Annotated in this window: 22 protein-coding genes and 3 riboswitches; of the genes, 12 read left to right on the plus strand and 10 right to left on the minus strand. The window is 41.1% G+C overall.

What is annotated here, in order from left to right; genetic code table 11:
* Positions 1 to 127 precede the first annotated feature (127 nt).
* The gene (locus GFC28_RS18855; RefSeq protein ID WP_080860116.1) at positions 128 to 289 is read left to right on the plus strand and encodes a YpzG family protein; all 162 of its coding nucleotides are present in this window, start codon (positions 128 to 130) and stop codon (positions 287 to 289) included.
* A 39-nt stretch (positions 290 to 328) separates the two neighbouring features.
* Here the strand turns inward: GFC28_RS18855 and GFC28_RS10045 are convergent, their stop codons facing one another.
* Entirely contained in the window at positions 329 to 646 is a 318-nt protein-coding gene (locus GFC28_RS10045; protein ID WP_044741744.1) for a YfhH family protein, read from the minus strand.
* Positions 647 to 812: 166 nt separating this feature from the next.
* Between GFC28_RS10045 and GFC28_RS10050 the strand changes: the two genes are divergently transcribed.
* Positions 813 to 1,496 (plus strand): SDR family NAD(P)-dependent oxidoreductase, encoded by a 684-nt coding sequence (locus GFC28_RS10050; RefSeq protein ID WP_044741778.1) that lies wholly within the window; start codon positions 813 to 815, stop codon positions 1,494 to 1,496.
* 390 nt (positions 1,497 to 1,886) lie between these two features.
* Here GFC28_RS10050 and recX read toward each other — a convergent pair whose 3' ends face one another.
* A complete protein-coding gene (gene recX, locus GFC28_RS10055) occupies positions 1,887 to 2,705 on the minus strand; it encodes a recombination regulator RecX (RefSeq protein ID WP_044741779.1) in 819 nt (272 codons plus the stop codon).
* An 83-nt stretch (positions 2,706 to 2,788) separates the two neighbouring features.
* Here recX and GFC28_RS10060 point away from each other — a divergent pair, with 83 nt between their 5' ends.
* From GFC28_RS10060 to GFC28_RS10075, 5 genes are all read left to right on the plus strand, one after another.
* Positions 2,789 to 3,709, plus strand: coding sequence for a TIGR01777 family oxidoreductase (locus tag GFC28_RS10060; protein ID WP_044741745.1), 921 nt, complete (start codon positions 2,789 to 2,791; stop codon positions 3,707 to 3,709).
* 330 nt (positions 3,710 to 4,039) lie between these two features.
* Positions 4,040 to 5,167, plus strand: coding sequence for an amidohydrolase (locus tag GFC28_RS10065; RefSeq protein ID WP_044741746.1), 1,128 nt, complete (start codon positions 4,040 to 4,042; stop codon positions 5,165 to 5,167).
* 244 nt (positions 5,168 to 5,411) lie between these two features.
* Positions 5,412 to 5,972, plus strand: a complete 561-nt coding sequence (locus GFC28_RS10070) for a GNAT family N-acetyltransferase (protein WP_044741747.1) — start codon at positions 5,412 to 5,414, stop codon at positions 5,970 to 5,972.
* Positions 5,973 to 6,081: 109 nt separating this feature from the next.
* A complete protein-coding gene (locus GFC28_RS18860; RefSeq protein WP_080860125.1) occupies positions 6,082 to 6,210 on the plus strand; it encodes a YfhE family protein in 129 nt (42 codons plus the stop codon).
* Positions 6,211 to 6,474: 264 nt separating this feature from the next.
* Positions 6,475 to 6,663 carry a YfhD family protein gene (locus GFC28_RS10075; protein WP_044741748.1) on the plus strand — a complete coding sequence of 63 codons (189 nt, stop codon included), beginning with the start codon at positions 6,475 to 6,477 and terminating at the stop codon, positions 6,661 to 6,663.
* A gap of 194 nt (positions 6,664 to 6,857) precedes the next feature.
* Here the strand turns inward: GFC28_RS10075 and GFC28_RS10080 are convergent, their stop codons facing one another.
* The 5 genes from GFC28_RS10080 to metE all read right to left on the minus strand — a co-directional run bounded on the left by GFC28_RS10080 (position 6,858) and on the right by metE (position 14,490).
* A complete protein-coding gene (locus tag GFC28_RS10080; RefSeq protein ID WP_139788056.1) occupies positions 6,858 to 7,082 on the minus strand; it encodes a hypothetical protein in 225 nt (74 codons plus the stop codon).
* A 405-nt stretch (positions 7,083 to 7,487) separates the two neighbouring features.
* Positions 7,488 to 9,149, minus strand: a complete 1,662-nt coding sequence (locus GFC28_RS20050; RefSeq protein WP_052660904.1) for a LuxR family transcriptional regulator — start codon at positions 9,147 to 9,149, stop codon at positions 7,488 to 7,490.
* Positions 9,150 to 9,694: 545 nt separating this feature from the next.
* Positions 9,695 to 10,417, minus strand: coding sequence for an EAL domain-containing protein (locus GFC28_RS10090; RefSeq protein ID WP_159719342.1), 723 nt, complete (start codon positions 10,415 to 10,417; stop codon positions 9,695 to 9,697).
* A 694-nt stretch (positions 10,418 to 11,111) separates the two neighbouring features.
* Positions 11,112 to 11,203, minus strand: a riboswitch (cyclic di-GMP riboswitch).
* A 490-nt stretch (positions 11,204 to 11,693) separates the two neighbouring features.
* A complete protein-coding gene (locus tag GFC28_RS10095; protein ID WP_044741750.1) occupies positions 11,694 to 12,173 on the minus strand; it encodes an acyl-CoA thioesterase in 480 nt (159 codons plus the stop codon).
* Positions 12,148 to 14,490, minus strand: a complete 2,343-nt coding sequence (gene metE, locus GFC28_RS10100; RefSeq protein ID WP_044741751.1) for a 5-methyltetrahydropteroyltriglutamate--homocysteine S-methyltransferase — start codon at positions 14,488 to 14,490, stop codon at positions 12,148 to 12,150. Before metE ends, GFC28_RS10095 begins: the two co-directional genes overlap by 26 nt.
* Before the next feature lie 302 nt (positions 14,491 to 14,792).
* Positions 14,793 to 14,973, minus strand: a riboswitch (cobalamin riboswitch).
* Positions 14,974 to 15,434: 461 nt separating this feature from the next.
* Positions 15,435 to 15,639: riboswitch (cobalamin riboswitch) on the plus strand.
* 186 nt (positions 15,640 to 15,825) lie between these two features.
* Between metE and GFC28_RS10105 the strand changes: the two genes are divergently transcribed.
* From GFC28_RS10105 to GFC28_RS10125, 5 genes are all read left to right on the plus strand, one after another.
* On the plus strand, positions 15,826 to 16,068 hold the full coding sequence (locus tag GFC28_RS10105) for a hypothetical protein (protein WP_139788057.1): 243 nt from the start codon (positions 15,826 to 15,828) through the stop codon (positions 16,066 to 16,068).
* Between the two features lie 23 nt (positions 16,069 to 16,091).
* The gene (mmgD, locus tag GFC28_RS10110; protein WP_082063433.1) at positions 16,092 to 17,198 is read left to right on the plus strand and encodes a citrate synthase; all 1,107 of its coding nucleotides are present in this window, start codon (positions 16,092 to 16,094) and stop codon (positions 17,196 to 17,198) included.
* Positions 17,199 to 17,294: 96 nt separating this feature from the next.
* Positions 17,295 to 18,743, plus strand: a complete 1,449-nt coding sequence (locus GFC28_RS10115; protein WP_044741755.1) for a bifunctional 2-methylcitrate dehydratase/aconitate hydratase — start codon at positions 17,295 to 17,297, stop codon at positions 18,741 to 18,743.
* A gap of 93 nt (positions 18,744 to 18,836) precedes the next feature.
* On the plus strand, positions 18,837 to 19,781 hold the full coding sequence (gene prpB / locus GFC28_RS10120; RefSeq protein WP_044741782.1) for a methylisocitrate lyase: 945 nt from the start codon (positions 18,837 to 18,839) through the stop codon (positions 19,779 to 19,781).
* Between the two features lie 628 nt (positions 19,782 to 20,409).
* A complete protein-coding gene (locus GFC28_RS10125) occupies positions 20,410 to 20,628 on the plus strand; it encodes a hypothetical protein (RefSeq protein ID WP_044741756.1) in 219 nt (72 codons plus the stop codon).
* A 151-nt stretch (positions 20,629 to 20,779) separates the two neighbouring features.
* On the opposite strand, the gene GFC28_RS18865 is transcribed toward GFC28_RS10125, so the two are convergent.
* The 3 genes from GFC28_RS18865 to GFC28_RS10135 all read right to left on the minus strand — a co-directional run bounded on the left by GFC28_RS18865 (position 20,780) and on the right by GFC28_RS10135 (position 25,566).
* A complete protein-coding gene (locus GFC28_RS18865; protein WP_082063435.1) occupies positions 20,780 to 20,890 on the minus strand; it encodes a methionine/alanine import family NSS transporter small subunit in 111 nt (36 codons plus the stop codon).
* A 17-nt stretch (positions 20,891 to 20,907) separates the two neighbouring features.
* The gene (locus tag GFC28_RS10130; RefSeq protein WP_044741757.1) at positions 20,908 to 22,401 is read right to left on the minus strand and encodes a sodium-dependent transporter; all 1,494 of its coding nucleotides are present in this window, start codon (positions 22,399 to 22,401) and stop codon (positions 20,908 to 20,910) included.
* Between the two features lie 402 nt (positions 22,402 to 22,803).
* On the minus strand, positions 22,804 to 25,566 hold the full coding sequence (locus GFC28_RS10135; protein WP_044741758.1) for a dynamin family protein: 2,763 nt from the start codon (positions 25,564 to 25,566) through the stop codon (positions 22,804 to 22,806).
* Positions 25,567 to 25,999: the final 433 nt, after the last annotated feature.

Genomic DNA, 25,999 nt, shown 5'->3' on the forward strand with positions numbered 1-25,999 from the left:
AATGACGTCCATCGTTTTTCATCCGTTTCCATGTCTTGCTTATGTCAAGTTTTTTACCCTGAATGTATCTATAGACGTCCATGACGAATTTTTCCGGCTTAGGCGTCTATACAGGAGGTGCCGGATCGTGAATCGTCATTCTCGAAAAAAATTTTACAATAACCTTTATTCCAATCCGTTTCAGCAACCATGGGCGAACCCAAAGCATGCCCACTCCCAAGTTAATGGCGAAACGCAACAAACCGTCGATTTAATGATTTTAGAACGACAAACAAGAAAACAATCGTAAGCTTGCGTAACAGCCAGAGAGCTTTCATATCTCTGGCTGTTACGCCTTCATTAACAAAGAAATCGGCAAAGCCTCCTCTTCACCATCACCATTCAATCGGTATCCCCATGCAAACACTCCGTTTAAATAACGAATTTTAAAAAAAGAGCCAGGATCTCCATCAATTTCATATATATCTCCGGGCTGAAAATCCTCTGGATTCAATAAATACGCCTTTGCCATAGCGATTTTCCGCTCATAAACCGCTAATTCATTCACCATTCCCATTTGTTCTGCTTTGCGCGCCTTTTCCGTCAGTGCGGCTATTTCTTGCTTCAGCTCATATTCTGTCATCTCGCTATACCGTTTTTGCATCATCTTTCATTCCTCCTCGCTTTTCATTATAGTATAACTTGGACATCTTGATCTCCTAATAAAAACCTGTTATGATTTTCAAGTTGTATACATGGATGAACCGATAGGCTATAAAGCCATTATTCAAGCCACGATGGATAAAGAACATCAGTCAACGGAGGATAAGCATATGGAAGCAATCGTCATTACAGGGGCAGGAACAGGCCTAGGAAAGCAACTAGCTTTGAAATACGCTAAGAAAGGGTATCCCATCATTTTAGTTGGCAGACGAGAGTCCCCTCTTTTCGCCGTTAAACAAGAAATTGAAGCAAATGAAGGCCAAGCATTTATTTACACATTAGATATCCGAAGCTATGAAGACGTTTGCCAAGTATCAGCACAAATCATCCAGCAGCATAAAATAGGGTGTCTAATTAATAACGCTGGAATCGGGCATTTTGGTTCTCTCGCTTCCCTCACATGCGAACAAATTCATGAAATGATCGAAACGAATGTTTGCGGAACCATTTATATGACAAAAGCTTTTCTTCCCTATTTTCAAACATTGCCTAAAGCAAAAATCATCAATATCATCTCGACAGCTGGACTGCGAGGAAAAGTAAATGAATCTGTTTATGTAGCCACTAAATTTGCGGTTCGCGGATTTACTGAAAGTCTTGTTAAAGAGCTTGAGAACACTCCTATTTCTATAACAGCCGTATACATGGGAGGAATGGACACGCCTTTTTGGGAAGGAACCGATCATATTCAAGACCGTTCCCGCCTTCTTCCTCCTGAACAAATCGCTGAGTATATTATTCAAAATGAAAATGGACAGGCTGAAATGATCATTGAATCGAATAAGTTGTTATAGCCATCCATATCAGTGATCGTCACATCCCCATTTCATATGCCGGTGGAACATTGGCTTCTGATCACGTCAGCAAAATATATCGCTCCAGCTGGTTTTATTCATGAAGGGGGAAGCTGCATAAGAGCGTTGCGATAAATCAATGAATTTTCCAACGCCATCCCATGGCTTTCATCGTTTCCTAGTCGACTTAAATGCCCGCTCATATCGTTTTTTACAGATGCCATAAGAAGTTGGGACTGATGGCCGCTTCAAAAGCAGAATCTCATTTTTTTCGACGGTCGGTGTTTAATCGCCCGACCGTCGACCGCTCGCGTGGAAACAAATGTTGAGAGATCTGTTGCATCTCATGCACGCCGAGCCCCACAGATAAAACATAGGCTTATTTCTCCTTCATTGATTTTCCTCTTCTTTTAGCTTATTTAGCATTTCATTAATTTTTTCAAGCGAAAAACCTTTTCGATATAGCGCTTGCTTCATTTTTTGGTCATATATCAAACCATTATAAGCCTGATAACGACGATGGGCCTTCCGCGCATGGTGCTCAAGCGCCTCCCATTCTTTTGCTTCGTCTGGAGCTTGTGCATGCTCATCCGCTATTTTTTGAGCCATCCATCGTGGAAATCCTTTGCGCTGCAATAGCTGTTCAATATATTGCTTCCATTCATAAGCAGAACGATGCTTGGTCTGTTTCATCGCTTTTTCATATAGCTTTTTGGCGGCTTCTAGCTGGCGATCCTCTGTCAATAACAACAAGGCCTGTTCAATGAGGTCTTCTGCAATCCCCAAGCCTTCAAGCTCTCTGCGAATAACGGCCGGCCCCTTTAAAGTGGTTTTTATTTGTGTTTGGACATAAGCGTGCGCAAACTCTTCGTCATTTACATATTGATGTTTCCTTAATTCATGTAGCACGTCGCGGATAACGGCTTCCGTTTTCCCTTTTTTCTTTAAATGATTGACCACTTCTTGTTCAGAACGCATGCGATACGAAAGAAAATGAAGCGCTATTTGATATGCTTTTTTCACTTCATCTGCATATACTATTTCTTGAAATGTAAATTCATCCACTTCCATTCCTTTTTTCAGCCGAAACTCAATCAGCACATTTTGATCCACACTAAACGAGAAGCGTTCTCCATTTTCCTTAAGTGCATGAATCATCAAACGTTCCCGGTTTTCTTGCTGCACCTCAATCTTAATAATAAGCATGATCAACCCTCCATCATTTATGATATCAAAAAAGGAATCAAGCATCGATAAAGCGAACTATGTAAAAAAGAAAAGAGGTGGATGAATTGAACATTGCAATTGCTGGAGGAACCGGTTTTGTTGGGAAAGCGCTCACACATTACTTACAGCAAAAGAATCATGAATTATACATTTTGACAAGAAGAACTCCTCCCACATCTTCGTTGCCAAATGTCCATTATATACAATGGATGATATCTAAAAGCCGCCCAGAAGCCGCGCTTCCCTCACTTGATGCGATCATTAACTTGGCTGGAGAGTCCATTAACAGCGGAAGATGGACAAAAAAACGAAAAGAGCGAATCGTCCAAAGCCGATTAGCTTCCACGAAAGAAATCATTCGTTTTATGCGCCTTTTGCCTTCTCTCCCTCGTGTTTTTATTAACGCTAGCGCGATCGGCATTTACGGAACTTCCTTCACCGATACATTCACCGAAAACACGGAAACGATTGGAAACGATTTTCTTGCGCAAACCGTCAAGAAATGGGAAAAGGAAGCAAGTCAGGCCCAAATACTCGGAACTCGTACCATTTTTGCTCGTTTTGGCATCATTATCGGCAAAAACGGAGGAGCGCTTGGAAAAATAGCGTTACCATATCGCTGCTGGATGGGCGGAACAATCGGATCGGGGAAGCAATGGGTCTCATGGATCCATATAGAGGATGTTGTTCGAGCCATCGAATATATGCTAACCCATGAACAGCTTGTCGGACCTGTCAATCTAACAGCACCGTCTCCTGTTACGATGGATGAATTAGGGAAAACAATAGCTTTCGTTCTAAAGCGCCCTCATTGGTTGCCTATTTCCGAACCAATGCTGCGATTGCTTTTAGGAGAAAAGAGCAGCCTCGTATTAGAAGGTCAACGAGTCATTCCCAAAAAGCTACAAGAATCAGGATTTTCGTTTTCTTTTCCTTCTCTTGACACGGCACTGCTCCATCTATTCAAAGACAGCGGCGAATCATAAGCGAAGACTGTCGTAGCTATTTCCTATCATCAGAATATAGCTTTGGAACATTTGGCTCTTTCATATGAGATTCTTGCCGTTTTTCAATAGTGGAATGACGAGATCCATGGATGGATCTTCAATCTTTTTACACATCCGTTTGATAAACGCAAGTCTCAAATTGCCTCTGCCCGTCAACAGGGTAACTGCTCCACCTTTTAGTTATACGGCCATGATTCTTTATCGATGGCGATAACACTCAAGTGATCGCTCCGTCTGAAGTTTTGGAATTCTTCATCACAAACCCGTGCTTAAAGAACAGATCAGACACGGACAACAAGGGAGTTGGCGATGAAAAAACGATTATTAACCAATGCAACGATTCATCCTATCACAAGTGCGACGATGCATCAGGCAGATTTACTTATAGAAAATGGAAGAATCAAAGCAATCGGCTATCAATTATGTCCTGATGAACAAACAGAAGTGATTGATTGTGGAGAAAAGCATTTATTTCCTGGTTTCATTGATGTTCATACACATCTTGGCTTGTATGACGAAGGAACAGGCTGGGCAGGAAACGATGCCAATGAAACGATCGAAATGATGACACCTCATATTCGAGCGATCGATAGCGTCTATCCTTTTGATCCCGGCTTCCGCGATGCCATTTCTCATGGGATTACAGCCGTTCACATTATGCCGGGCAGCGCCAATGTGATCGGCGGAACGACTTCCGTTATTAAAACATATGGAACAAACGTTTCTCGCATGTTAATAAAAGAAACGGCCGGTTTAAAAATTGCGCTCGGGGAAAATCCAAAGCGCATCCACAGCAATGGCAGCGAAGCATCCATTACCCGCATGGGCATTATGGGAATGCTTCGTGAAACCTTTTATAAAGCAAAATATTGCACTCATCCTGAAGATTTGCGCACGGCCCCAATTGTTCGTGCACTCAAACGAGAAATCCCTGTACGCATTCATGCTCATAGAGCTGATGACATTATTTCCGCTATCCGCTTCGCAGAAGAGTTTCATCTCGATTTACGTATTGAGCATTGCACAGAAGGACACTTTATCGCCAAAGAATTAGGTGAGAAAAAATTAAAAGTATCGGTCGGGCCAACCTTGACACGCCGCTCAAAGGTCGAACTGACAAATAAAAGCTGGATGACATATAAAATTCTTCATGATGCTGGTGTCGAAGTGTCAATAACAACCGATCATCCCTATACGCCTATTCAATATTTAAATATTTGTGCTTCCGTCGCTGTCCGTGAGGGACTGGAAGAGCAAAAAGCAATCGAAGGAATCACGATTCTTCCAGCACGCAATTTAGGAGTGGATGACCGCATCGGCAGCCTAGAGGTTGGTAAAGACGCGGATCTTGTTCTATGGAATGCCCATCCGTTCCACTACTTGGCAAAACCTATTTTCACCATGGTAAATGGGGAAATGATATACACAAAAAATTAACAAAAAAGCTATTTCCTTTTTACACATAATCATGTATGATGAAGGAAGCCATTACATGAAAAATGGACCTACAATTAGATAATGACGCTTCAAATCAAGGGAAGGCAAATGGTGCGCCACCAGCCGAGATGCTGGTTCTAGTGGGTTCGATTCCCACCCCGAAATTTTTTGATTGAAATACATTAAAAAATTTCGAGGGTGGTTTCCCACGTGTAAGCTGCCCTCAAAACAGGAGGGAAATGCAATGTTAAAAAAACGTGAATTGCAGGATTGTCAAGCTCTTTACGAACTAATGGTGCACCCTGAGGTCTTCCCTTTTGTGCGCCAAAAAGCCCATTCCTATGAGGAATTTCTCTTTATTACTAAACAAACCATCGAAGCCGAAGAGCGCGGTGAGCTCATTTCGCGGACCATTTTAGATGAATGGGGCAATCCGATCGGCACGATTAGCTTGTTCGATGTTCAAGATGGAGCAGGATTTTTAGGAACATGGCTAGGCAAGCCTTATCACGGCCAAGGTTACAATCAACAAGCAAAGCAGGCATTCTTTAACGAATTATTTTATGAACTTTCTATTCAAACCATTTTTATGAGAATTCGCAAAGTGAATGTCCGCTCGATAAAAGCAGCCGAAAAACTCCCTTATGTCACATTAGCAAATGAAACAAGGAAAAGCTTATTTGACGAAATCAACCAAGGTAAGGATATCTATCATTTATACGAAATTTCAAAAGATAACTACACGCTTTATACGATGCGCTGTCCTCTGCTTTTAGAAGAAGAACAGCAAAGAAAAGAAGCGTAGACAAAGAGGAACTCTCACAGTTGGCTGAGCAGTTCCTTTTTTTGCATAAAATGAAGGCGGATAGGGAAAAATAACAATGAAAAAACTGCCGTAAAGCGAGGGCGAAACGATGAATGAGAAACGAAAACGCGAAAAAACAAAAAACACCCTGTCTAGCGCTCAAGAAGTGATCTATTCACGCGAGTTCAAATTGGCTGATCGAGCCGGGGGCTATACAGCGAAAAAAGCCCGTCATTAATCCAATCCTGCTATTGACAGCTGTGTTGATGATCCTAATAACAACCATTTGACATCGTTTGATGCTTAGGAACGCCAGCGGGCAAATGAATGGGCCTTCTGGCGTTTTTGTCTGAGAAAAGAAGGCAGAAACGAGACCATCCTGTATTTTTTAGTAAAATAATGGATCATCAACACTTATGTACTACTTATACTTTTTCCGCGCTGTGTCATCCTAAACATGAATCAAGATTGATTCATCCTAGCTATGAAGGGGGCAGTTGTTATGGGCAGATCTCGAGGACAACGCACACGCGACAAAAACAAAGCATCTCTTCCACAAGTTCCAAAACAGCTCAAATCGGATGGTTTAGATGTTGAATATTCACGTGAATTTGCCGATCATGAAGATTTAGAAGCTGAAGCACGCGCAGCTGCTTCCGGAATTCGTCAAAGTCAAAGACGAAACAAATAGAAACTGCTTTTAAAAAACAGAAGCAATCAGGTTGTAGACAAAGTCCCCATGGACTTTGTCTACAACCATTTTAACATCCCTCATTTGTTTGGGATCAGTGTGGTTCAATCGCCCGACTCTCGAAAGCGGATCACCAATCGATATCGATCATGTAACGCTCCACTAGTACTATGGGTTCCATTTCTTCTTCATGATTAATCGTCAGTTCCATTTTCGCTTTCATGTAAATCTTGTAGTTCTAAAACGGATTCAATTCTCATCCATTCCGGGCGCAGACGATATTCTTTCATTTTTTTTGTAATGACTTGCTTTATCGCCTCTTCTGGCGAATGAGCATATACAAGGCTTCTTCCTTGCAAAACGCTTCCGTCCTCTACGAACGAATTCCAGCATACACGGTACGTTTTCATTTTGTTCACCTTCTGACCTTCTGGTACTTGCCAGCCTCATCTTATTTTCAAACATTCACCATCTGCCATTTCCCCATATCCCCGCTCTACAAAAAAGCCTCCTGTCAGCTATATGCAAGTTATCCCGTGAATCTTGCGATGAAAAAAGGAGCTTGTACATGCTTTGATTTTCTTCATTACTACCTATTACATGATTCCTTTTTTCTTTAGAATATACAAAAACTTCCAAAATGCTCCTCTATTTTTTTATCCATGAAGAAAAATCGACATTTTTTTACAATCTATGATCGTACAAATGTCACCTTGGTCTGTTCATTCTAATCACAAAACCGATGCACTTCTTTGCACCGCTACATCATTTCATCAATACATTTACTAAATCCTTTTATAGATACTATATGGTGGCTCTCCATCTTAAAGAATGTTTTTTTCAAAATTTAGCTGATAAACCTTTGCAATGAGTTGGGAACGATCTTTTACTTCTAATTTTCTAAAAATATTCGTGATGTGATTTTTAACCGTATGTATACTAATATATAGTTGTTCCGCAATATCACGATTGCTTAGCCCTTCTACAACATATTTGAGTACATCCAGCTCTCTTGGCGTTAGCACTTGGGAAAACACCGCTTGATCAACACTTAACGATTTGTCTTCAGAAGATGGGAGCAATTTTTGTAAATGAATGGCCATCATGTTTGTCAGTAAAGCAAGGCAGACTTCCCTCTCTTCTATCTGTTCGTGCTGCGTGACATATATAGCAAACACCCCTTGAACATGCTTGTTAATATAAAATGGACACTCAATGACCATCATCCGTCCCATTTCGATCGAGCGCGGTACCATACAAGCGTGCATTGGCTCATTGTGCAAATAATGCTTCCTTACATATTCAAGGTAATAAGATACATCGCTTTTTTTGTGTGAAGTTTGAGAATCAGCAATGATTTTTTGTTCATTATACTGCTGAAGGACAATGACACTTTGCTCGCCATCCATTAAGTCAAGCGCGGCATTCGCAGCTAGCTGCAGTATTTCATCGCTATGTTCTTTTTCGCTCATTGATGCGCTTAGTTCATTTAGCTTTTTTAAGCCAAGAAAGCGTTGTTTCGTGCATACCAGCTGTTCGTGGGATAAACATGCTTCCATTAATTTCACAAGCAAATAACCTTTTTCTTTAATTTCTTTAGAAAATCGTATTTTTTCTTTACTTCCAACAAAAATGGCTCCTGATACGATTCCATTTTGCTTAATTGGATAAACAAACAGCGTTTTTAACTCATTGCGGTCGGTCCAATCGCCAAGTTTAAGCTTCGCTGATATGTTTTCTAAATATAACGGCTCCCCTTCTTGAATCAGGCGGTGGATGATCGGATGATGTATCGTATAAACAGGTTGCAGCCAGCTTTGTTTTTCCTCTTGACTTACGAATTTCTGGATCACAAAACGTTGACGGTTCATACGCTTCGCATAAGCTGTGATATGAATAGATGGGTGGAGCTGTTGAAGCATGCGTAAATATGTTTGGATCGGTATCGATGGAAAAGAATTCGATTTCACAGCACGTTGCAGCAATCTAACCGGCTTGCGATATTCCTGTTTCAGCAGCTCATTTTCGAGTAACTTAGCGCAAACAGAGGCCATTTTTCCCATCATATAGAGCTTGGAACGAATGCTGGACAGTGAATGCGCAGGCGTGTTCGCCGAAAACTTTTTCTGTTTTGTCCCGTCTTCCGTCTCATTAATTTGTGCCTTTCTATTTTGTATAACAAATGGCCCAGCCCAAATTAATGCTTGCGACTGTCCTCCTACAACAACAGGCGCAACCAATCCCTTTACTCCTTGAAATGTTAGATCAATCATGGCCGGAGCGGTCAGCTGCAAATAAGATTTCCATCGTTGCCGCATCACTTGTTTTATTTCTTCCCTCTCAGAAGTAAGCAGGCATTGAGAAAATGGATCGATATTTGAAATAGAGGTTAATGATGTTTGCTGAGAATCTATAATCACCATCGGCAGTCCAACGAGAGAAGCATAGGCTTCTTGAACGCTTTGCAACAATTCATTTACATTCAACCTTACTTTCCTCCCTGTTTTTTTGTTCATACTCCATCGACTTCATAGGACCATAAAAACCCATTCATAAGCTATCTTACCTACACACCTCTCTCTTTGCATGAGAACATTTAACCAATACGCCTACATTTTCATTAAAAAATGGCACACGCGTCAAAACGCTCGTACCTTAAGAAGTAAAAGGATGATTTTCAATTTTGATTTTCCAAGACTCGTATGGCTTCTTTTACCTATAAAACGATCCACAACAAGCAATGGGAACATGGATTACGCCATGTTTTTTCTAATTGGACAAACGAGATGATGAATAGTGATGTAACCTAGCGTGTTAAAAGTTGTATGGATGTGAAGTTTGCGTCATTCTCCCCTTCTACCAAATGTGATGAGGGCAAGTTAAAAAAGTGTCTCTGATGGTAGAAAATTTTTGGATCCATTGTCCCGTCTTCAAGATGTATTTTCATTTACATGAACAATCCGTTGCTACATTTGTTACTAAAGCTACATTGTCATGATAAGCCGAAAAGCGCAGACATCTCTCCACACTTTCAAAGCTCTTGCGGCTTAGCTAAATAATACCCTTGACCAAAATAGATGCCTAATGATTGGGCGCATTGCATGTCTTCTTTTGTTTCAATTCCTTCCAATATCATTTTTGTTCCCTCATTAAAAAATTGCATCGTGGATAAGATGGCTCTTTGCTTTTTATGGCTTTTTGCTAAATCCTTTGCAAAATAACGGTCGAGCTTGATTACCTGCGGTTCAATCTCGATCAACGCTTGAAGCGAATATTCTCCTTTTCCTAAATCATCTAACGCCACGACAAATCCTTTTTTCTTTAGTAAATACACATTTTGCAGCATTTCATCTAAGTTTTGAATTCGTTCCGATTCGTTAATTTCCAAAATAATTTGCTGATGAGCAAGTGAAGCTGCCTGCACTAGCTGTTCCAATGTTTCAAGAAACATTGGTGCTGCAACTGTCGAAGGATACACATTCAGCGACAAAAACAAGTCATGTGTATTGGCAGCCTTGATATAAGCTGCAAAACACTTGATAGAATTAGTAATGGAAGCCATATCAAGTTCGTATAAATAACCGTTCTCATGTGCATCATGAAAGAGTAAATCCGGGCTTTTCACAAATGGACAACGCAACAAGCTCTCATATCCAACGATGCTTTGACCAGGCAGATAATAGATCGGTTGGAATGCATTCGTAAATAAATGATCGTCGATAATTCTTTTCACGGATTGTGTAGTTATTGCCACTAGTCTCCCCCTCCATTGCATTCGAACACTGCAATATACAAAAGCACATAGTATAAACATACGGATACAAATATCCTACGGTTTGGATACGAATTTCTCAGCATTCAGGCCGACATCATATAATCCTTCATAGTGAAATAGCGAATCGGTCATAGATAGGGCCAGATTAGAAAATCGGCATAAACAAGACGCTTCTATCGACTATATCAATACAACTTCAAGATGGAACGAATGGTGTCTGTCAACATCCATAGTCAGAGGCAAGACGGTGACTTGCCTCAGTCACGTTAAAGTGTGACTGAGCGCCGATCAACAAACTTTAGAACAACAGGTATGTTGATTATCCAAAAAACCAATGAACAGTACTGGCTTTCTCGCTTTTCTGCTATAGTCAGCAAGTCTAACGGCATGCCCTTTTCGAACCATCGACACTCGGTGAACCAATTCATTTGTCCACAGGCGGCGTTCATGGCTTGAGGAAAGAAGCAAAAAAGCAACATTAAGCCGTATCATGCTGTTTTTAAACAAAATAATGGATCATCAACACTAGTGTTAGAACCATTGACTTTAGACCTATTATGGAAATTAGTCTGAACGAAATAAAACTGCCCTCTATATCGAATTAAAAGAGGGCAGTTTTTACATACTATTCCAGTTAAAAACAAAAACCTTCTTTATTACTTTCATCCATAAGAAGGGCAACTGGCTGGCATGTCTATTTGAACAATAGATTTAGCCCCTTTAGCTTTGCGTCCTACCCTTTCGAGTAGTTTGCCGTTTCTATATTCAGTTTTTCAGAGTAAGATGTATAAAACATACAAGCTTCAACTCTTCTATACTAACACTATTAAACAAAATATACAAATCATGATGCTAAGATTTTGTTGTATTTTGTCATATTAAGTAATATTTTGTCTAAACATGCAAACAATTCAATGATAGCATACATAATATGAAAAGTGAATCGATTTTTTTATTTTCTCCAATTCAAGACAAATCACTCTCTCCCTATATACCCGAAATGAATTATGTAAAACTGAAAGATGTAGTATCTTTAAAAATCTTCAGATTGTAAAAAAGCATCCCCCGTATCTATAATGTTAACATGTCAATAAGATGATTATCCTCATATAGAGGAAAATGATAAATGACAGAAACTGAGATTTATTTCATAAAACAAAAAGATAGAGCCGAAACGAAATCGGCTCTATTTTGTGCATCCAGATGGGATATAAGGCTATAAACGCTTGACTGCTGAACGACACACCTTTTTCACTTACATTTTCCATCTCTGCTTTCTTTTCTTCCTTAACATATACCGTTCCTCCGCATCCCTGTATTGCTGTTTTTCCTCTTCTGTTTCTGGGATCACGGCTGGCACAGAAGTTGGTTTTCCTGATTCATCTAACGCAACAAATGTTAAATAGGCATGAGCTGTTACTCTCCTTTCTCCTGTCAATAAATTTTCCGCCTCTACTTTCACAAATACTTCCATTGATGTTCGATGGGCCCATGTTACATAGGCCTCTAAATAAATGGCTTCTCCTGCCTTGATCGGAGCAAGAAAATCTACGGAATCGCTTGAAGCTGTCACCACCGGCTTCCGGCAATGCCTCATCGCCGCAATACAAGCAATTTTATCAATATATGCCATAACTTTTCCGCCAAAAATAGTATGATGATGGTTCGTATCTGATGGGAGCACTAAATCGGTTAATAGTGTCCGTGACTCACTTGCTCGTTTTGACTGCGTCATAGCGTTTTCCTTCCTCCCATTCTTTTTTCTCTTCCAGCAATCTCGCACGCACCAACTTGGCAGCAGCCACCATATTTTTTAAAGAGGCTACTGTCTCTTGTTCTTTCCGCGTTTTTAGCCCGCAATCGGGATTGACCCAAAATTGTTCCGGGTTCAAGACTTGCAGAGATCTTTCAATCATTTCCGCCATTTCCGCTACAGACGGAACTCGCGGACTATGAATATCATAAACGCCTAATCCAATTCCTTTCGGATATGTTTCTTTTTCAAAAACAGAAATCATTTCACCATGGCTTCTGGATGTTTCAATTGAAATTACATCTGCATCCATTTGATTGATGACAGGCAGATAAGACGAAAAATCACAATAGCACATATGAGTATGAATTTGCGTCTCATCCTTTACAATGGAAGTGGCTACACGAAACATCCGTACAGCCCACTCTAAATATTCCTGCTTCTTTTCTTCTTTTAGAGGAAGTCCCTCAAGCAAAGCGGGCTCATCCACTTGAATGACTGAAATTCCTGATTCCTCTAGTGCTTTGATTTCGTTTCGCAACGCAAGGGCAATTTGCTCCGCTACTTTATGTCGAGGCAGATCATCACGAACAAATGACCAATTTAAAATAGTGACAGGACCTGTGAGCATTCCTTTAACTATTTTTTCTGTTAACGATTGTGCGTATACACTTTCCTTAACCGTCATCGGCTGCAAAAATTCGACATCGCCGTATATAATCGGCGGGCGAACGCAGCGCGAACCATATGATTGCACCCATCCATTTTCAGTAAAGGCAAAGCCCCCTAATTTTTCGGCGAAAAATTCGACCATATCGGTTCTTTCAAATTCACCGTGCACCAAAACATCTAATCCTATTTTTTCTTGAATGTCGATCCATCTCTTAATTTCTGCTTCAATAAAGCGCTCATATTGTGGCTGGCTCCACTCGCCTTTTTTGAGCTTTTGGCGCGCTTTCCGCACTTCTGCTGTCTGTGGAAAACTGCCAATTGTTGTCGTTGGCAATATTGGAAGCTGGCTTATTTCTTGCTGCTTCTTTTGCCGTACCAAATAGGATGATGCTCTCTCAAGCTGCGCCTTCGTTAGGTTCTCGCACTCCTTGTGCACGTTCGCATTATATCTTGAAGCATCCTTTTTCCATAAATGAAGCGCTTGTTGATTTTGAGCATAATAATGAGCGCGCTTTCCTTGGCCATCGATGAATCGTTCTGTTAAATACACAAGCTCCTCCAGCTTTTCGTCAGCAAATGCCAGCATCTGCTGCAAGTTCAAAGGCAATGTTTTTTCGTATGTTGTCGTAACAGGGACATGCAGCAAGCTATTTGATGGCTGCAGCCATAACCGTTCAGATGGGACAGAATGCAAAATTTTTTCCACGAGACGGCTGGCTGCCGACAGGTCAGTCCGCCAAATATTGCGTCCATCAATCACCCCTGCCGCTAGCACTTTATCTTCTGGAAAACCGCTCTTCGATAAATGGCGCAAATTTTTCTCTAGGCCATAAACAAAATCAAGGCCAATCCCGCTAACAGGAAGTTTCATTAGTTCTTCATACCAGTCTACTGCCTCAAAGTATGTCTGCAACATCATCTTTAAGTTAGGAGCAGCTTGAGGCAACCGCTCATAAACAGATACAAATTCCTCCATCTCTTTTTTGGTTAAGGAAGTAGCAAGAATGGGTTCATCAATCTGTATCCATTTTACCCCCTCGCGCTCCAGCTCCTTTAGTATTTGCTCATAAAGCGGAAGCAGCAATGATAGAAAATAGGAAAATTGCTTTTCATCATAGCCTTTGGAAAGCTTCATAAACGTATAAGGTCCGATCAAAACAGGTTTTCCTTCAACTCCTAATTTCTCCTTCGCTTCCCGAAAATCCTTTAATGGTTTGTTTTCTGTTATATGCAGGCGGGAGCTTTGTTCCTTGCTCCATTCTGGAACAATGTAATGATAATTGGTGTTAAACCATTTCGTCATTTCGCATGCTGGTGCTTTTTCATTGCCGCGCGCCATCGCGAAATAAACTGAGAGAGGAACCTCTCCCCCCTGATAATCGAAACGTTCAGGAATGAAACCAAACATAGCCGCTGTATCAAGCATATGATCATAAAGGGTAAAGTCGCCAACCGGCACAAGATCAATCCCTATTTCCCGCTGCTTTTTGATATGGTTTAGCCGAATGGACTGCATCGTGTCCAAAAAAATTTTTTCGTCTATCTCTCCATTCCAGAAAGATTCTAATGCTTTTTTCCACTCTCGTTTTTCCCCAATACGTGGATAGCCAAGATTGCTTGATTTCATTTCCTCGTTCTCTCCTATCATTTTATTTTTATCGTTTTTCCACTCTCTACCTGATCTTTAGGCGGGACTTGCCTGATAGGAAATCTATGTTGTCCATTCGATGGCTCGGTTTCCCGTTCATCCTTCCAGCTGAGTTGCTCTTCTCCTCACATCTCCCCGCATTCACCGCGATTTGACGTCATATTTCTTTTTCCGAATAATAAAAAAGCATTCCTAACGCTCCAACGGAAGCTAGAAATGCCATAAAAAAGGATTAATCCCTTTGTCCATGATGAACACCTCCCTATCCTCCGTAGGTAAAAGCAGTGTTGTCAGAACAGGCAGGTCTCCTGACTTAAGGATCATTGCTTTCCGCTCGCCTTCCCAATCTTTGATCAGTGGCAGTAAAGCGGAAAGCTCCTCTATTACAGTGGCGGGACCGTGCCGGAATCTCACCGGTCTTCCCTTTTCATCCGCAGGGAGCCTTGGACTGGGCCATTTAGTCTTGACTCACCTTTGGAACCTGTTCCCACATTTATTTTCTTGTTCGCCAAGAAAAAAACGCTTCAAACCTCCATTCTAAGCCTGTCATGAAGTATCAGAAAAATTTTACAATAACCCTATCATTCTTCGAAAAAATTGTCAAGGAGATTAAGTCTTCTGATTCATGGCGCAAATCTAATTTCGACAGAAGTCGATCGCTTTTATTAAGATTAATCATTCAAAAAGAGCATTCCGGTTTCAAAGCGTAACAAGTATCAACCAATAAGCTGTAGACCGTGTTGTTCGAATGCTCAACCGTCGAAATCGGAGCATCACCTTCTCATTTTTTATCCTTAAGTTATATCTAGATAACTTTCATGATCGAACACTGTCGGAAGCAGCCCAGGCCACCTGTTAGAAAGTTAAGAATTTTTTTGTTTTCGTCTCAGAAAAAATATGATATAGTGAACTTGAAAATTGAATAACGTTGGTTAGGATCAGGTACCGGTAAGCAAAAGAGCGCTTGACCGGTTTAAAAGGGAAGTTCGGTGCAAATCCGACGCTGTCCCGCAACTGTAAATGGGAGCAACCTGCCAAAACCACTGTTGAATGCTTGACATATCAACGGGAAGGGGCTAGGAAGCGATGAACATAAGCCAGGAGACCTGCCTGATTCGGTCCACACCAAAAACCTACGAGGATAGGGGGTGTTGAGGAAGCGGAAAAACATATGTTTTTTTGTATATGTTTTTCATAGGGGATCGTATGCGCTTTTTCAGCATCTTCATTTGCGAAGATGCTTTTTTTATTTGCTTCAAGCGCATGTCCATCATTCGAATCGTATCGGAACTTGAGAACGAAAGGACAGACATCATGCACAACACATTCGGAACAAAGCAATATTTTTTGGAAGCGTTTAAGCAAACGGTCATGAACAATTTTACAAAACATCCACCCGTTTCTTTAATGGATCTGTACGATCATTATCAATCGGAAATTGCCGTCCGCCTCCCTTTGTCAGAACAGCCATCATGCCGTGCTAATTTGCAGCAAGCATATCAAGAAATACGACAAGAACTTGTTTTCAGCAAGGAGTCGGCCGACGAAAGCAAATGATTTTAAATTAAGGAGGGATCTTTTTGGAATTTCGTCCAGGATTAGAAGAAATCATAGCGGCTGAAACGAAAATTTCATTTCTTGATGTGGAGAATGAAGAAATCGTCATCCGGGGATATGATCTGATCAAGCTTGCAGAAACCAAAACATATACCGAGGCAGCACATCTGCTTATTGAAGGAAAACTACCGTCACAGCCAGAAAAAGAGCGCTTTGAAATGCAGCTTCACACACAAAGAACACTGCCGCAAGAACTGGTGAAAATTTTGAAGCAGCTGCCGCAAACTACCCATCCGATGGATGCACTGCGAACCGGTATTTCCGTTTTAGCCAGCTTTGACCCACATCTCGATGAACGAACAGAAGCGGCTAATAAAGAAAAAGCGATTAAGCTTTTGGCTCAAGTACCTGCCATTATTGCAAGCAGCCATCGCTTGTTGCATAACCAGCCAGTCGTTCCATCGCACCAAGAACTCTCTTACAGCGCCAATTTTCTATATATGCTGACAGGGAAGCAACCAAGCGAGCTGGAAGTGGAAATATTTTACCGTTCGCTCATCGCTTATATTGAGCATGAGCTGCCAAACTCGACATTTACAGCGCGCGTCATTTCCTCCACCCACGCCGATTTGTACGGAGCATTGACAGGGGCTGTGTCATCGTTAAAGGGGCATCTTCATGGAGGAGCCAACGAGGCCGTGATGTATATGCTCAAAGAAGCGGAATCGCCAGAAAAATACAAACAGCTGCTCTATCAAAAGCTAGCCAATAAGGAACGAATTATGGGATTTGGTCATCGCGTATACATGAAAAAGATGGATCCACGAGCCTTGCTTATGAAAAAGGCGCTTCAAGAGCTTAGCGAAGTCCGCGGCGACACGACTCTGCTCGAAATGTGCGAGGCGGGAGAAACAATTATGAGAGAAGAAAAAGGACTCTATCCAAATCTAGATTACTATGCTGCTCCTGTCTATTATTTGCTTGGTATTCCAATTGAGCTTTACACACCGATTTTCTTTAGTGCCCGAACCGCCGGCCTTTGCGCCCACGTGATTGAACAGCATAACAATAACCGGCTATACCGCCCTCGCGTCAAATATGTCGGAGAGCGCCACCTGCAAGTGAACTGAAAAAGCAGATTAAACGCTCACCCGAAGAGGAATTGGGGCCAGCAATTCCTCTTCTTTTTATCATAATATAAATGGAGTCTAGAAAGGAAGAGATTCATGAGTGAAGTTTTAATAAAAAATAATGAAAAACAACAAACAGACGAATTGCTTGTTCGAATTGCGGATTATGTTCTTAACGGAAAAATCGAAAGTCATGAAGCATTCGAAACAGCTCGCTATGTCCTATTGGACACGTTAGGCTGCGGCATTCTTGCACTCCGCTATCCGGAATGCACAAAACTGTTAGGCCCCATTGTGCCAGGGACCGTCGTTCCTAACGGCTGCCGCATTCCCGGAACTTCTTTTGTTCTTGATCCCGTCCAAGGTGCATTTAATATCGGCTGCATGATTCGCTGGCTTGACTATAATGATACATGGCTAGCTGCGGAATGGGGACACCCTTCTGATAATCTCGGGGGCATCTTAGCCGCTGCCGATTACGTAAGCCGCCGCAATATTTCGCAAGCAAAAAAGCCGCTGAACATGAGCGATGTGCTGAAAGCGATGATTCAGGCCCATGAAATTCAAGGAGTGCTTGCACTGGAAAATAGTTTAAATCGCGTAGGATTAGACCATGTACTCTTCGTTAAAGTGGCGTCGACAGCTGTTGTCACCAAGCTTTTCGGCGGGGGACGCGAAGAAATAATCAATGCCCTATCGAATGCTTGGCTCGATAACTCCAGCCTGCGTACATATCGTCACGCCCCAAATACAGGATCGCGAAAATCGTGGGCTGCTGGAGATGCAACAAGTCGAGCTGTTCGTCTTGCACTCATGTCTTTAACAGGTGAAATGGGATATCCAACTGCTCTTTCCGCACCAAATTGGGGATTTGAAGATGTGCTATTCAAAGGGCAAAAGTTGAAGCTTGCTCGTTCTCTTGGATCATATGTAATGGAGAATGTTCTTTTCAAAATTTCTTATCCTGCTGAGTTCCATGCCCAAACAGCAGTCGAGTGCGCCATTGAGCTCCATCCTGAAGTGAAGGATCGCCTGGACGAAATTGAGGAGATTATCATTACAACCCATGAATCAGCCATCCGCATTATTGATAAAACCGGGCCATTGCATAATCCTGCCGATCGCGACCATTGCCTTCAATACATCACAGCGGTCGGTCTTATCTACGGAAATTTAACGGCTGATCACTATGAAGACGAAATCGCGCAAGACCCAAGAATCGATGCCCTTCGCGAGAAAATGACCGTTATCGAAAATAAACAATACAGCCGTGACTATCTTGATCCAGAAAAGCGTTCGATTGCTAACGCCGTACAAATTCGCTTTCAGAATGGCAGCGAAACAAGGCAAATCGTCCGCGAATATCCGATCGGACATCGTTTCCGCCGCCAGGAAGCAATCCCTAAATTATTAGAAAAATACACGAAAAACCTTGAAACACGTTTTCCAAAAAAACAGATTGACCGCATCTTAGACATTTCTCTCGATCAAGACCGGCTCGCAGCTACCCCTGTACATGAATTTGTCGATTTATTTGTCATTTAATCATTTAAAAATACTAAAGCAGGTTTCTCTTGAAGCTAGGAGAAAATGAATGCTTATGCCTTGAAAAATTCATTGGAAAGGGAGGGAGCTCCTTTGGTTTGGATTGTCGAACGTGAATCAACACAACACGAACTTGCCGAACGATTTCGCTATTTAATGAACGCCCCGGAAATTTTGCAAATTCCAGGCGCTCATGACGGAATGGCGGCCCTTATTGCCAGAAAAGTCGGCTTTCAAGCTCTTTATTTATCAGGAGCAGCGTTTACCGCCAGCCGTGGGCTTCCTGATTTAGGCATTATTACTTCAGAAGAAGTGGCACAGCGAGCACGAGAGCTAGTTCGTGCGACCAATTTGCCGTTGCTAGTGGATATTGATACAGGGTTTGGCGGCATTCTTAACACGGCACGCACAGCAAAAGAAATGGTGGAAGCACGTGTGGCTGCCGTGCAAATCGAAGATCAGGAACTGCCAAAAAAATGCGGCCATTTGAATGGTAAGAAGCTCGTTTCTCCAGAAGAGATGGTACAAAAAATTAAAGTGTTGAAGGAAGTAGCCCCTTCACTTGTGGTCGTGGCTCGCACCGATGCGTATGCCGTCGAAGGAATTGAGCAAACGATTGAGCGGACACGCCGATATGCGGAAGCAGGCGCAGATGCCATTTTTCCAGAAGCATTAACAAGCAAAGACGATTTCGCTAAGATGAAACAAGCCATCTCGATTCCGCTGCTCGCAAATATGACAGAATTCGGAAAAACTCCATATTATACTGCTGAAGAATTTGCATCTCTCGGCTATTCTATGGTCATTTATCCGGTCACTTCGCTTCGGGTTGCTGCAAAAGCGTATGAGCGAGTATATGAAGCGATTTTAACAACCGGCACGCAAAAAAACGAGCTTGACCAGATGCAATCACGCAAAGAATTATATGATGTCATTCATTATTACGATTTTGAAGCTCTCGATCAGACCATTGCAAAAACCGTTCTTCCTGATGATGACTTGTCAAATGAAAGAGAAGCTGATCAACGCTACAAATGAACACATGTTTTCCCTGACTCCATAAGTAAAGGCGCACTCTCCTCATGTTCATCACTGATGAGCATGAGGAGAATAAGTTATAGACAAAGTCAATGCTGACTTTGTCTATTGATGCTTTCAAAACGGTTGACAGATAAGCACCACAGCCGAGTGAGGATGCAAACGGAACAAAAGATGTTTATATGAAGGTCGTTTGTCAACAATCTAGCATTTGCGTTTTAGTCCTGCTTCTTGATCGCTTGTCCTCTCCTATTCCTCTATCTTTTTCCTCCATGATTCAATATTTCAAGGTAATAAAAAGAAGCCCTATGCTGATGACCGGAACGCTAATCTATCTAAATGATAGATTTCTCCGTAGCTAGAATTGCAGCTGGATTTATATGTAAAATAACAAGGAGGTTGATGATCCAGTAAAAACCCATTGACATCGCTTGATTCCTAGCCTTTCTGTCGTAGTCGGCAAGCGAATGGCTCATCAACACTTGTGATAAAATAATATTGAATCTTTTGGCCTTATACAGAACCACCCCAGCATCAAATCGTACGAATAGAAGATGAATCCTTGCCAAGCATTGAAACGTACGGCATACATAAGGGAAAGATAAGAAAAAAACGGAGGTGAAAAAGGATGAAGCCCGACGTTAAAGAAAAAATAAAAAATTGGTTATTAGTGATTATGATTTCAGCACTTGTCGGTTCATTTTTATTGTTCTTTTTAGGCTATTATCGGACAGGGTTAGCTGTTGGAGCCGTGTTTATGTTTCTTTCCCTGTTTTTGGGACAATGGTATTCCGCTAAAAGGGTAGATGATTTATATCATTCCGAATACAAAAGAAACAAAAGATAACGAGCCATTTTCGATCTACTCAACGATATACATCCATAGAAATAATCTCTTCCTTATCTAAAGCTTTTGCTGTCCGCGATCGCTTCTATACAAAGCAAAAAGGACAGAGAGCGTTTTTCTCCCTGTCCTTTAAAACATATATAATGACGTTTCAAGCTTTACTTTCTCTTGCTTTTTTTACAGCATGCGTAATGCTTGCTGCAAGTCCTCCCCAAATCACTACAATTCCCACGATCATCATGACTATGGCACTTGTTTCCATGTATTGAAACCTCCTCCCTAGTCTACTTTAGATATTGCCCCTGCAGGCCACCGTTTTGCTGAAAACATCCATCCAACAAGTACGACCAGAGCCGCAACAATCCAACCAAACACTGTCACAAACCAAGTTTCATAACCGCCATAGTTTTCCGCAATGTTCGTTCGAATATTATCAAACATCATGTAGCCTAGCACAAGCGGTGTAATGACACTTAAGCAAATTTTCCACCAAGCTCCTAACATAATATCTGAAATATTGTTAGCATGCGTTTGCAAATGATTCAGTTCACGCACAATCCATGCAATGAAAATGACCTCAACCAATCCTGCTAAGGCAACCCCGAAAGTATTAATAAAGTAGTCAACTGTATCAAGGAAATAAAGCCCGCCTTTAGAAGCAAACAAAATTGACAAAATAGCGGCCAAGCCCCCGCCTATCGCTACTGCTTTATGACGGGAAACGCCAAACTTTTCTTGAATTCCTGCCACATACGTTTCTGAAATCGAAATCAGCGAAGTTAATCCTGCTAATGTTAATGATAAAAAGAATAGAACGCCAAAAAACTGATTAAATGCCGGAAACTCATTGATAATTTGCGGGAAGACAACAAACGCCAGACCGACGCCGCCAGAAACGACCTCTTCCACAGTTTTTCCTTGCTGCTGTGCTAAGAAGCCCAACACACTAAAGACTCCGATTCCTGCCAGCAACTCAAAGCTGGAGTTGGCAAATCCTGTGATAAAAGCATTGTTTGTCAAATCTGACTTCTTTGGAAGATAGCTTGAATAAGTAATCATAATGGCAAATGCAATAGATAAGCTAAAGAAAATTTGGCTGTAAGCAGCGATCCAAACTTTTCCTTCTAAGATCCGGTCCCAGTTTGGCTTAAAAAATGTATTTAGCCCTGTTGCTGCTCCATCCAATGTCACTGCTCGAATGACAATAATTAAAAATAACACGACTAATGTGGGAAGAAAAATCTTATTTGCTGTTTCAATCCCCTTCTTAACTCCATTAAATAAAACGATAAGCGTAACCGCCCAAACAAGAATTAATGGAATAAAAACACCTGGAACAATTCCACCAAACTGTCCTGGGGTTTCCACAATCTTCAAATAGTCTCCAAATAAAAATTTCTCCGTATCGCTTCCCCATTTTAAATTAAATGAAAACACAGTATAAGATATCGCCCAAGCGATAATCACTGCATAATACGTAGAAATAACAAAAGAAATGAGTACTTGCCACCAACCAATCCATTCGGCCTTTTTGTTGATTCTTAAAAAAGATAAAGGCGCAGAACCGCGATACTTATGACCAATCGTAAACTCCAGAACAAGAATAGGAATCCCTGCTGTCAGTAGAGCGAATAGATAGGGAAGAAAAAACGCTCCGCCGCCATTTTCGTAAGCAACGGCTGGAAATCTCCAAATATTCCCCAATCCGATAGCAGATCCTGCAGCAGCTAAAATAAATCCAGCGCGTGTCCCCCATTGCTGTCGATTTTCCATGCCAATAGCCCTCCTTTAATTCGTTAGTTTTTTGGCTGAACACCCTCTCTTTTTGCCATCTCCAACAAAAATCAATCTGAATTAATAGTTTTTTCAGATTTTTTAAATTATATAAAAATTATACTCTTTTCTATTATCACTGTCAAAATAATATTTCAGAAAATATACTTTAATCAGTATATTCTGGATGCGACTTGACACATTCTTTTCATCATCATGGAATTTGAATTGTTTTTTACGTTTAGGCAGCGAACAATGCTATCTTAAACTCAAAAATATTAAAAAGAATCAATTGTATTATCTATAAAAATGTATAAATATAATATTTTGTTTAAAATAATAAATCGTCGATTCCCTTGCTGAGAATCGACGATTGGAATCAGACACAATCATCCAGTTGTTTTAGCGCGACTTGGTTACGCTTGAAAAGCCCCTGTTTGCTGATACGACCATCCATTCATACTGGCGCAGCTTGACAGCAAATAACGTGAGCGGATCATGATACATTTCTGGATTTGTTTTCATCTTTTCTAAATCTTTTTCTTTTTTATAAATCTCTGTTTTCATTTCATCCACTGTCTGATTGAGCGCTGCAAACGATTTACGGAAGAAAATAGAAATATCGCGCTCAAGCGTTTTTTCAAACAGCTCGAACTGCAGAAGCAGCTGCTTGATAATGGATTCTGTCACATCGATATAATCCTCATTTTCAACAAATTGTTTATATCTATTATATAACATGAGATTATTTTGCTGGAATACTCCAAACAATTTTCCGGCACCCTTCAATAATATTTGATATGGGGTACGGCGCAGAAAAATATTCACTTTTTCCAGCTCTACACTGCTCGTCATTCGATCAGCATCACGCTGCCAGTCATCAAGCACTCTAAAATCGCATAGCAGCTGAAGCCGTTCTTCACCAAACAGTTTATTAAATCCTTCGCCCATTTCATGGAGGAACGCTTGGCAATCGTTCAGCTCATCATTCGCTGTGTCAATCCAATCTTGCAACAAACGATACAGCTTCGGCAACACGCGTTCATGTACATGAGCGTCGATTCTTCGATTCATTTCATCATTTAATTCTAAATGAATGCTGCGGAAATCGCTGTCTTCTTGAATCATCTCAGAGCATCCGCGCAAAATCTCCGGAATCTTCTCCATTAAATCTTCCTTGACTTCCGCTAATACTTTATCGAAGGTCCTTGTAATCGTCCGCACTTTTTCATTTTTTAAATCCGCCAACTGATTGATGGCACCGCTTAGCTTTGCCACCATCTCTTCATTCCAGCGAATGGAGTCCGCTAATTTTTCCTCCATTTCCGTCCATTTACTCAATAAATGATGAATAAACTGTCGGGTAAATATTAGCATCTTTTCGACCCTGTCCGCTTCTGTAACGCCATGGTTCAGGCTTCGAAAAAATTCGTGAATCTCATGCTGCTGCTTCCGGCTTCTTAAATAAGAGGAATAGGCCAATACCTTTGCGTTCGGAAAATAAGCCTGCACCCTTGAGCGTGTCTCCTCTAAAATGGCAGCTGCTTCATGCTCATCATAAATTTCATCCATTTTGTTTACTAGAAAATGCACAGGAAGATGCGGCGCGCACTCCCGAATATACATAAGAATTTCTTGTTCATTTTCAGTAAACGGATCATTCACATCCAATACAAATAAAACACTATCCGCTAAGTGCAAATAGTTTTCTACCGCTTCTTCCAGTCGGCTTCGATGATTAAATCCAGGTGTATCAATAAGCGCCAGGCGATTCTCTTGTAAAATAGGCGCTGGCAGTGAAAACTCCATAATGGAGCTGTTCATTTGCTTGTTCAGTCGTCTATCAATCGCTTCCTGAAACTCGTGAAAGTTTAAAGTAATTAACTCATCATCTGATACTTTTCGAATCTCCGTTTCTTCTCCTCCTCTAAAGACAATAATAGAAGAGGTCGGAGCCGTTAAAATATTTTCGCCAAGAAGTGAATTGACAAACGCAGATTTGCCGTTTCCTGAAGCTCCCGCTACAAAAACACGGTATGTCTGCAAATCCATCAATTCCTGCATCAGCCATCTATAGCGGTAGCCACGGTCTGCCTTCTGCGACTCCGCCCATCTAACAATGGAATTAAATAATTCAAGGCTATATTCTAAGCCGTCAAATTCATTTTTCGCTTGAAAGATAAGATCTTCGGCCTCGCGGACAATCTCGTCATTTAAGCTGTTCGGAAATTTCTCACTCCATGCCAGCACAGCCGCAGAAGCAAACAAAACATAGGAATGATTGGCGATTTTGATCCAGTTTGTTAAAAGATTAGGGATAAAATTCTCCACATCTCTTAATAAGTAAGCTCCGCTAATTAATTCAAAATACGTATCCTGATACAGTTCGGATAATCTTTTCCACGATTGCTTGCGGTTCGCTCCTAAATGAAAGAATAACTCATTAAATTCCTGAAGCCATGAAAAATAGGCCCGATCATTTTGATAATGAGTCCATAGCGCTTCCGCCAGCTGTTCAAATCTTCCTTGATCCAATTCATACAATACAGCTAAGCACTTTAAAAAATACGATGGCTCGAAAAGCTTTGTATAGCCGCGTTCTGCATAATCGATTAACATATCAAACCAACGCTGCGACTCTGTCCGAATAGCCTCATTTGCCGCCAATTCGATTGCGCTTTTCCAATCTCGATGCTTTTCGAAAAAGCTACGAGCCATTTCAGTCACATTTCCATAATCCGGATGAAACGCTACTGCTTGTTTAATAATTTGATCCGCTTTCTCCATATCGCCTTGATCGATATACAAGGAAAACAGCTGCAGCAACACCTCTGCTTGCAAAACGGCGCTTTCTGCTTCAATAGATTTATAAATCTCTTCAGCCATCGACAGCTGTCCAAGCTCATAATAACAATCAGCAATGTTTTTCTTCGCCCACGGCTCTAAGTCGTTGTGGGTATTTTCCCATTTAAAAATCGCCGCTTCATAATCCTTTTTGTGAAAATATACCTCTCCTTGGGCAAAACGAATGGCCGAGATATCAGCTGTACCGTCTTTATATCCTTCAAGAAATGCCTCTCCAAGTAAATGAACGGGATCCTTCTCTCCCGGCGTCATAAATGTTTCATAAAATGTTTTTTTGATCAGTTGATTCTCCAACATCATTCTTATCCCCCGATCTCTATATTTCATTGTCTATCATTCTTATAGACGATATCCTCTTCATGTGAGGCATGATGATGAACGATGACAACCATTTATATGCTTAGGCTCCCGATCACATCATATATTGAAAATATACGGCAATATAATGGCGCTTGTATTCCTTTGATCGAATACCAATAGCCGAATGTTCACCAAGATATAGGTGATAACAAAAAGCTTACGGAATACGAATGATCCAATCAGTATTTGTTGCTACGCCAGCAAAATTTTATCGAACAGAATAGAATCTTTGATTCTCTGTTATCGTCATTTTCCCATATCTATTTAATATATTAGATGAAAAAAGTGAAATACCTTTTCTTTTTTACTCTTTCCTAACTTCATCGGTTTCCTTTGCGATTCTAGCAGTCTGATCATCAACACGCATCATTCT

Origin of the sequence: Anoxybacillus sp. B2M1 (genome assembly GCF_001634265.1) — a bacterium.
Taxonomy (GTDB): domain Bacteria; phylum Bacillota; class Bacilli; order Bacillales; family Anoxybacillaceae; genus Anoxybacteroides; species Anoxybacteroides rupiense.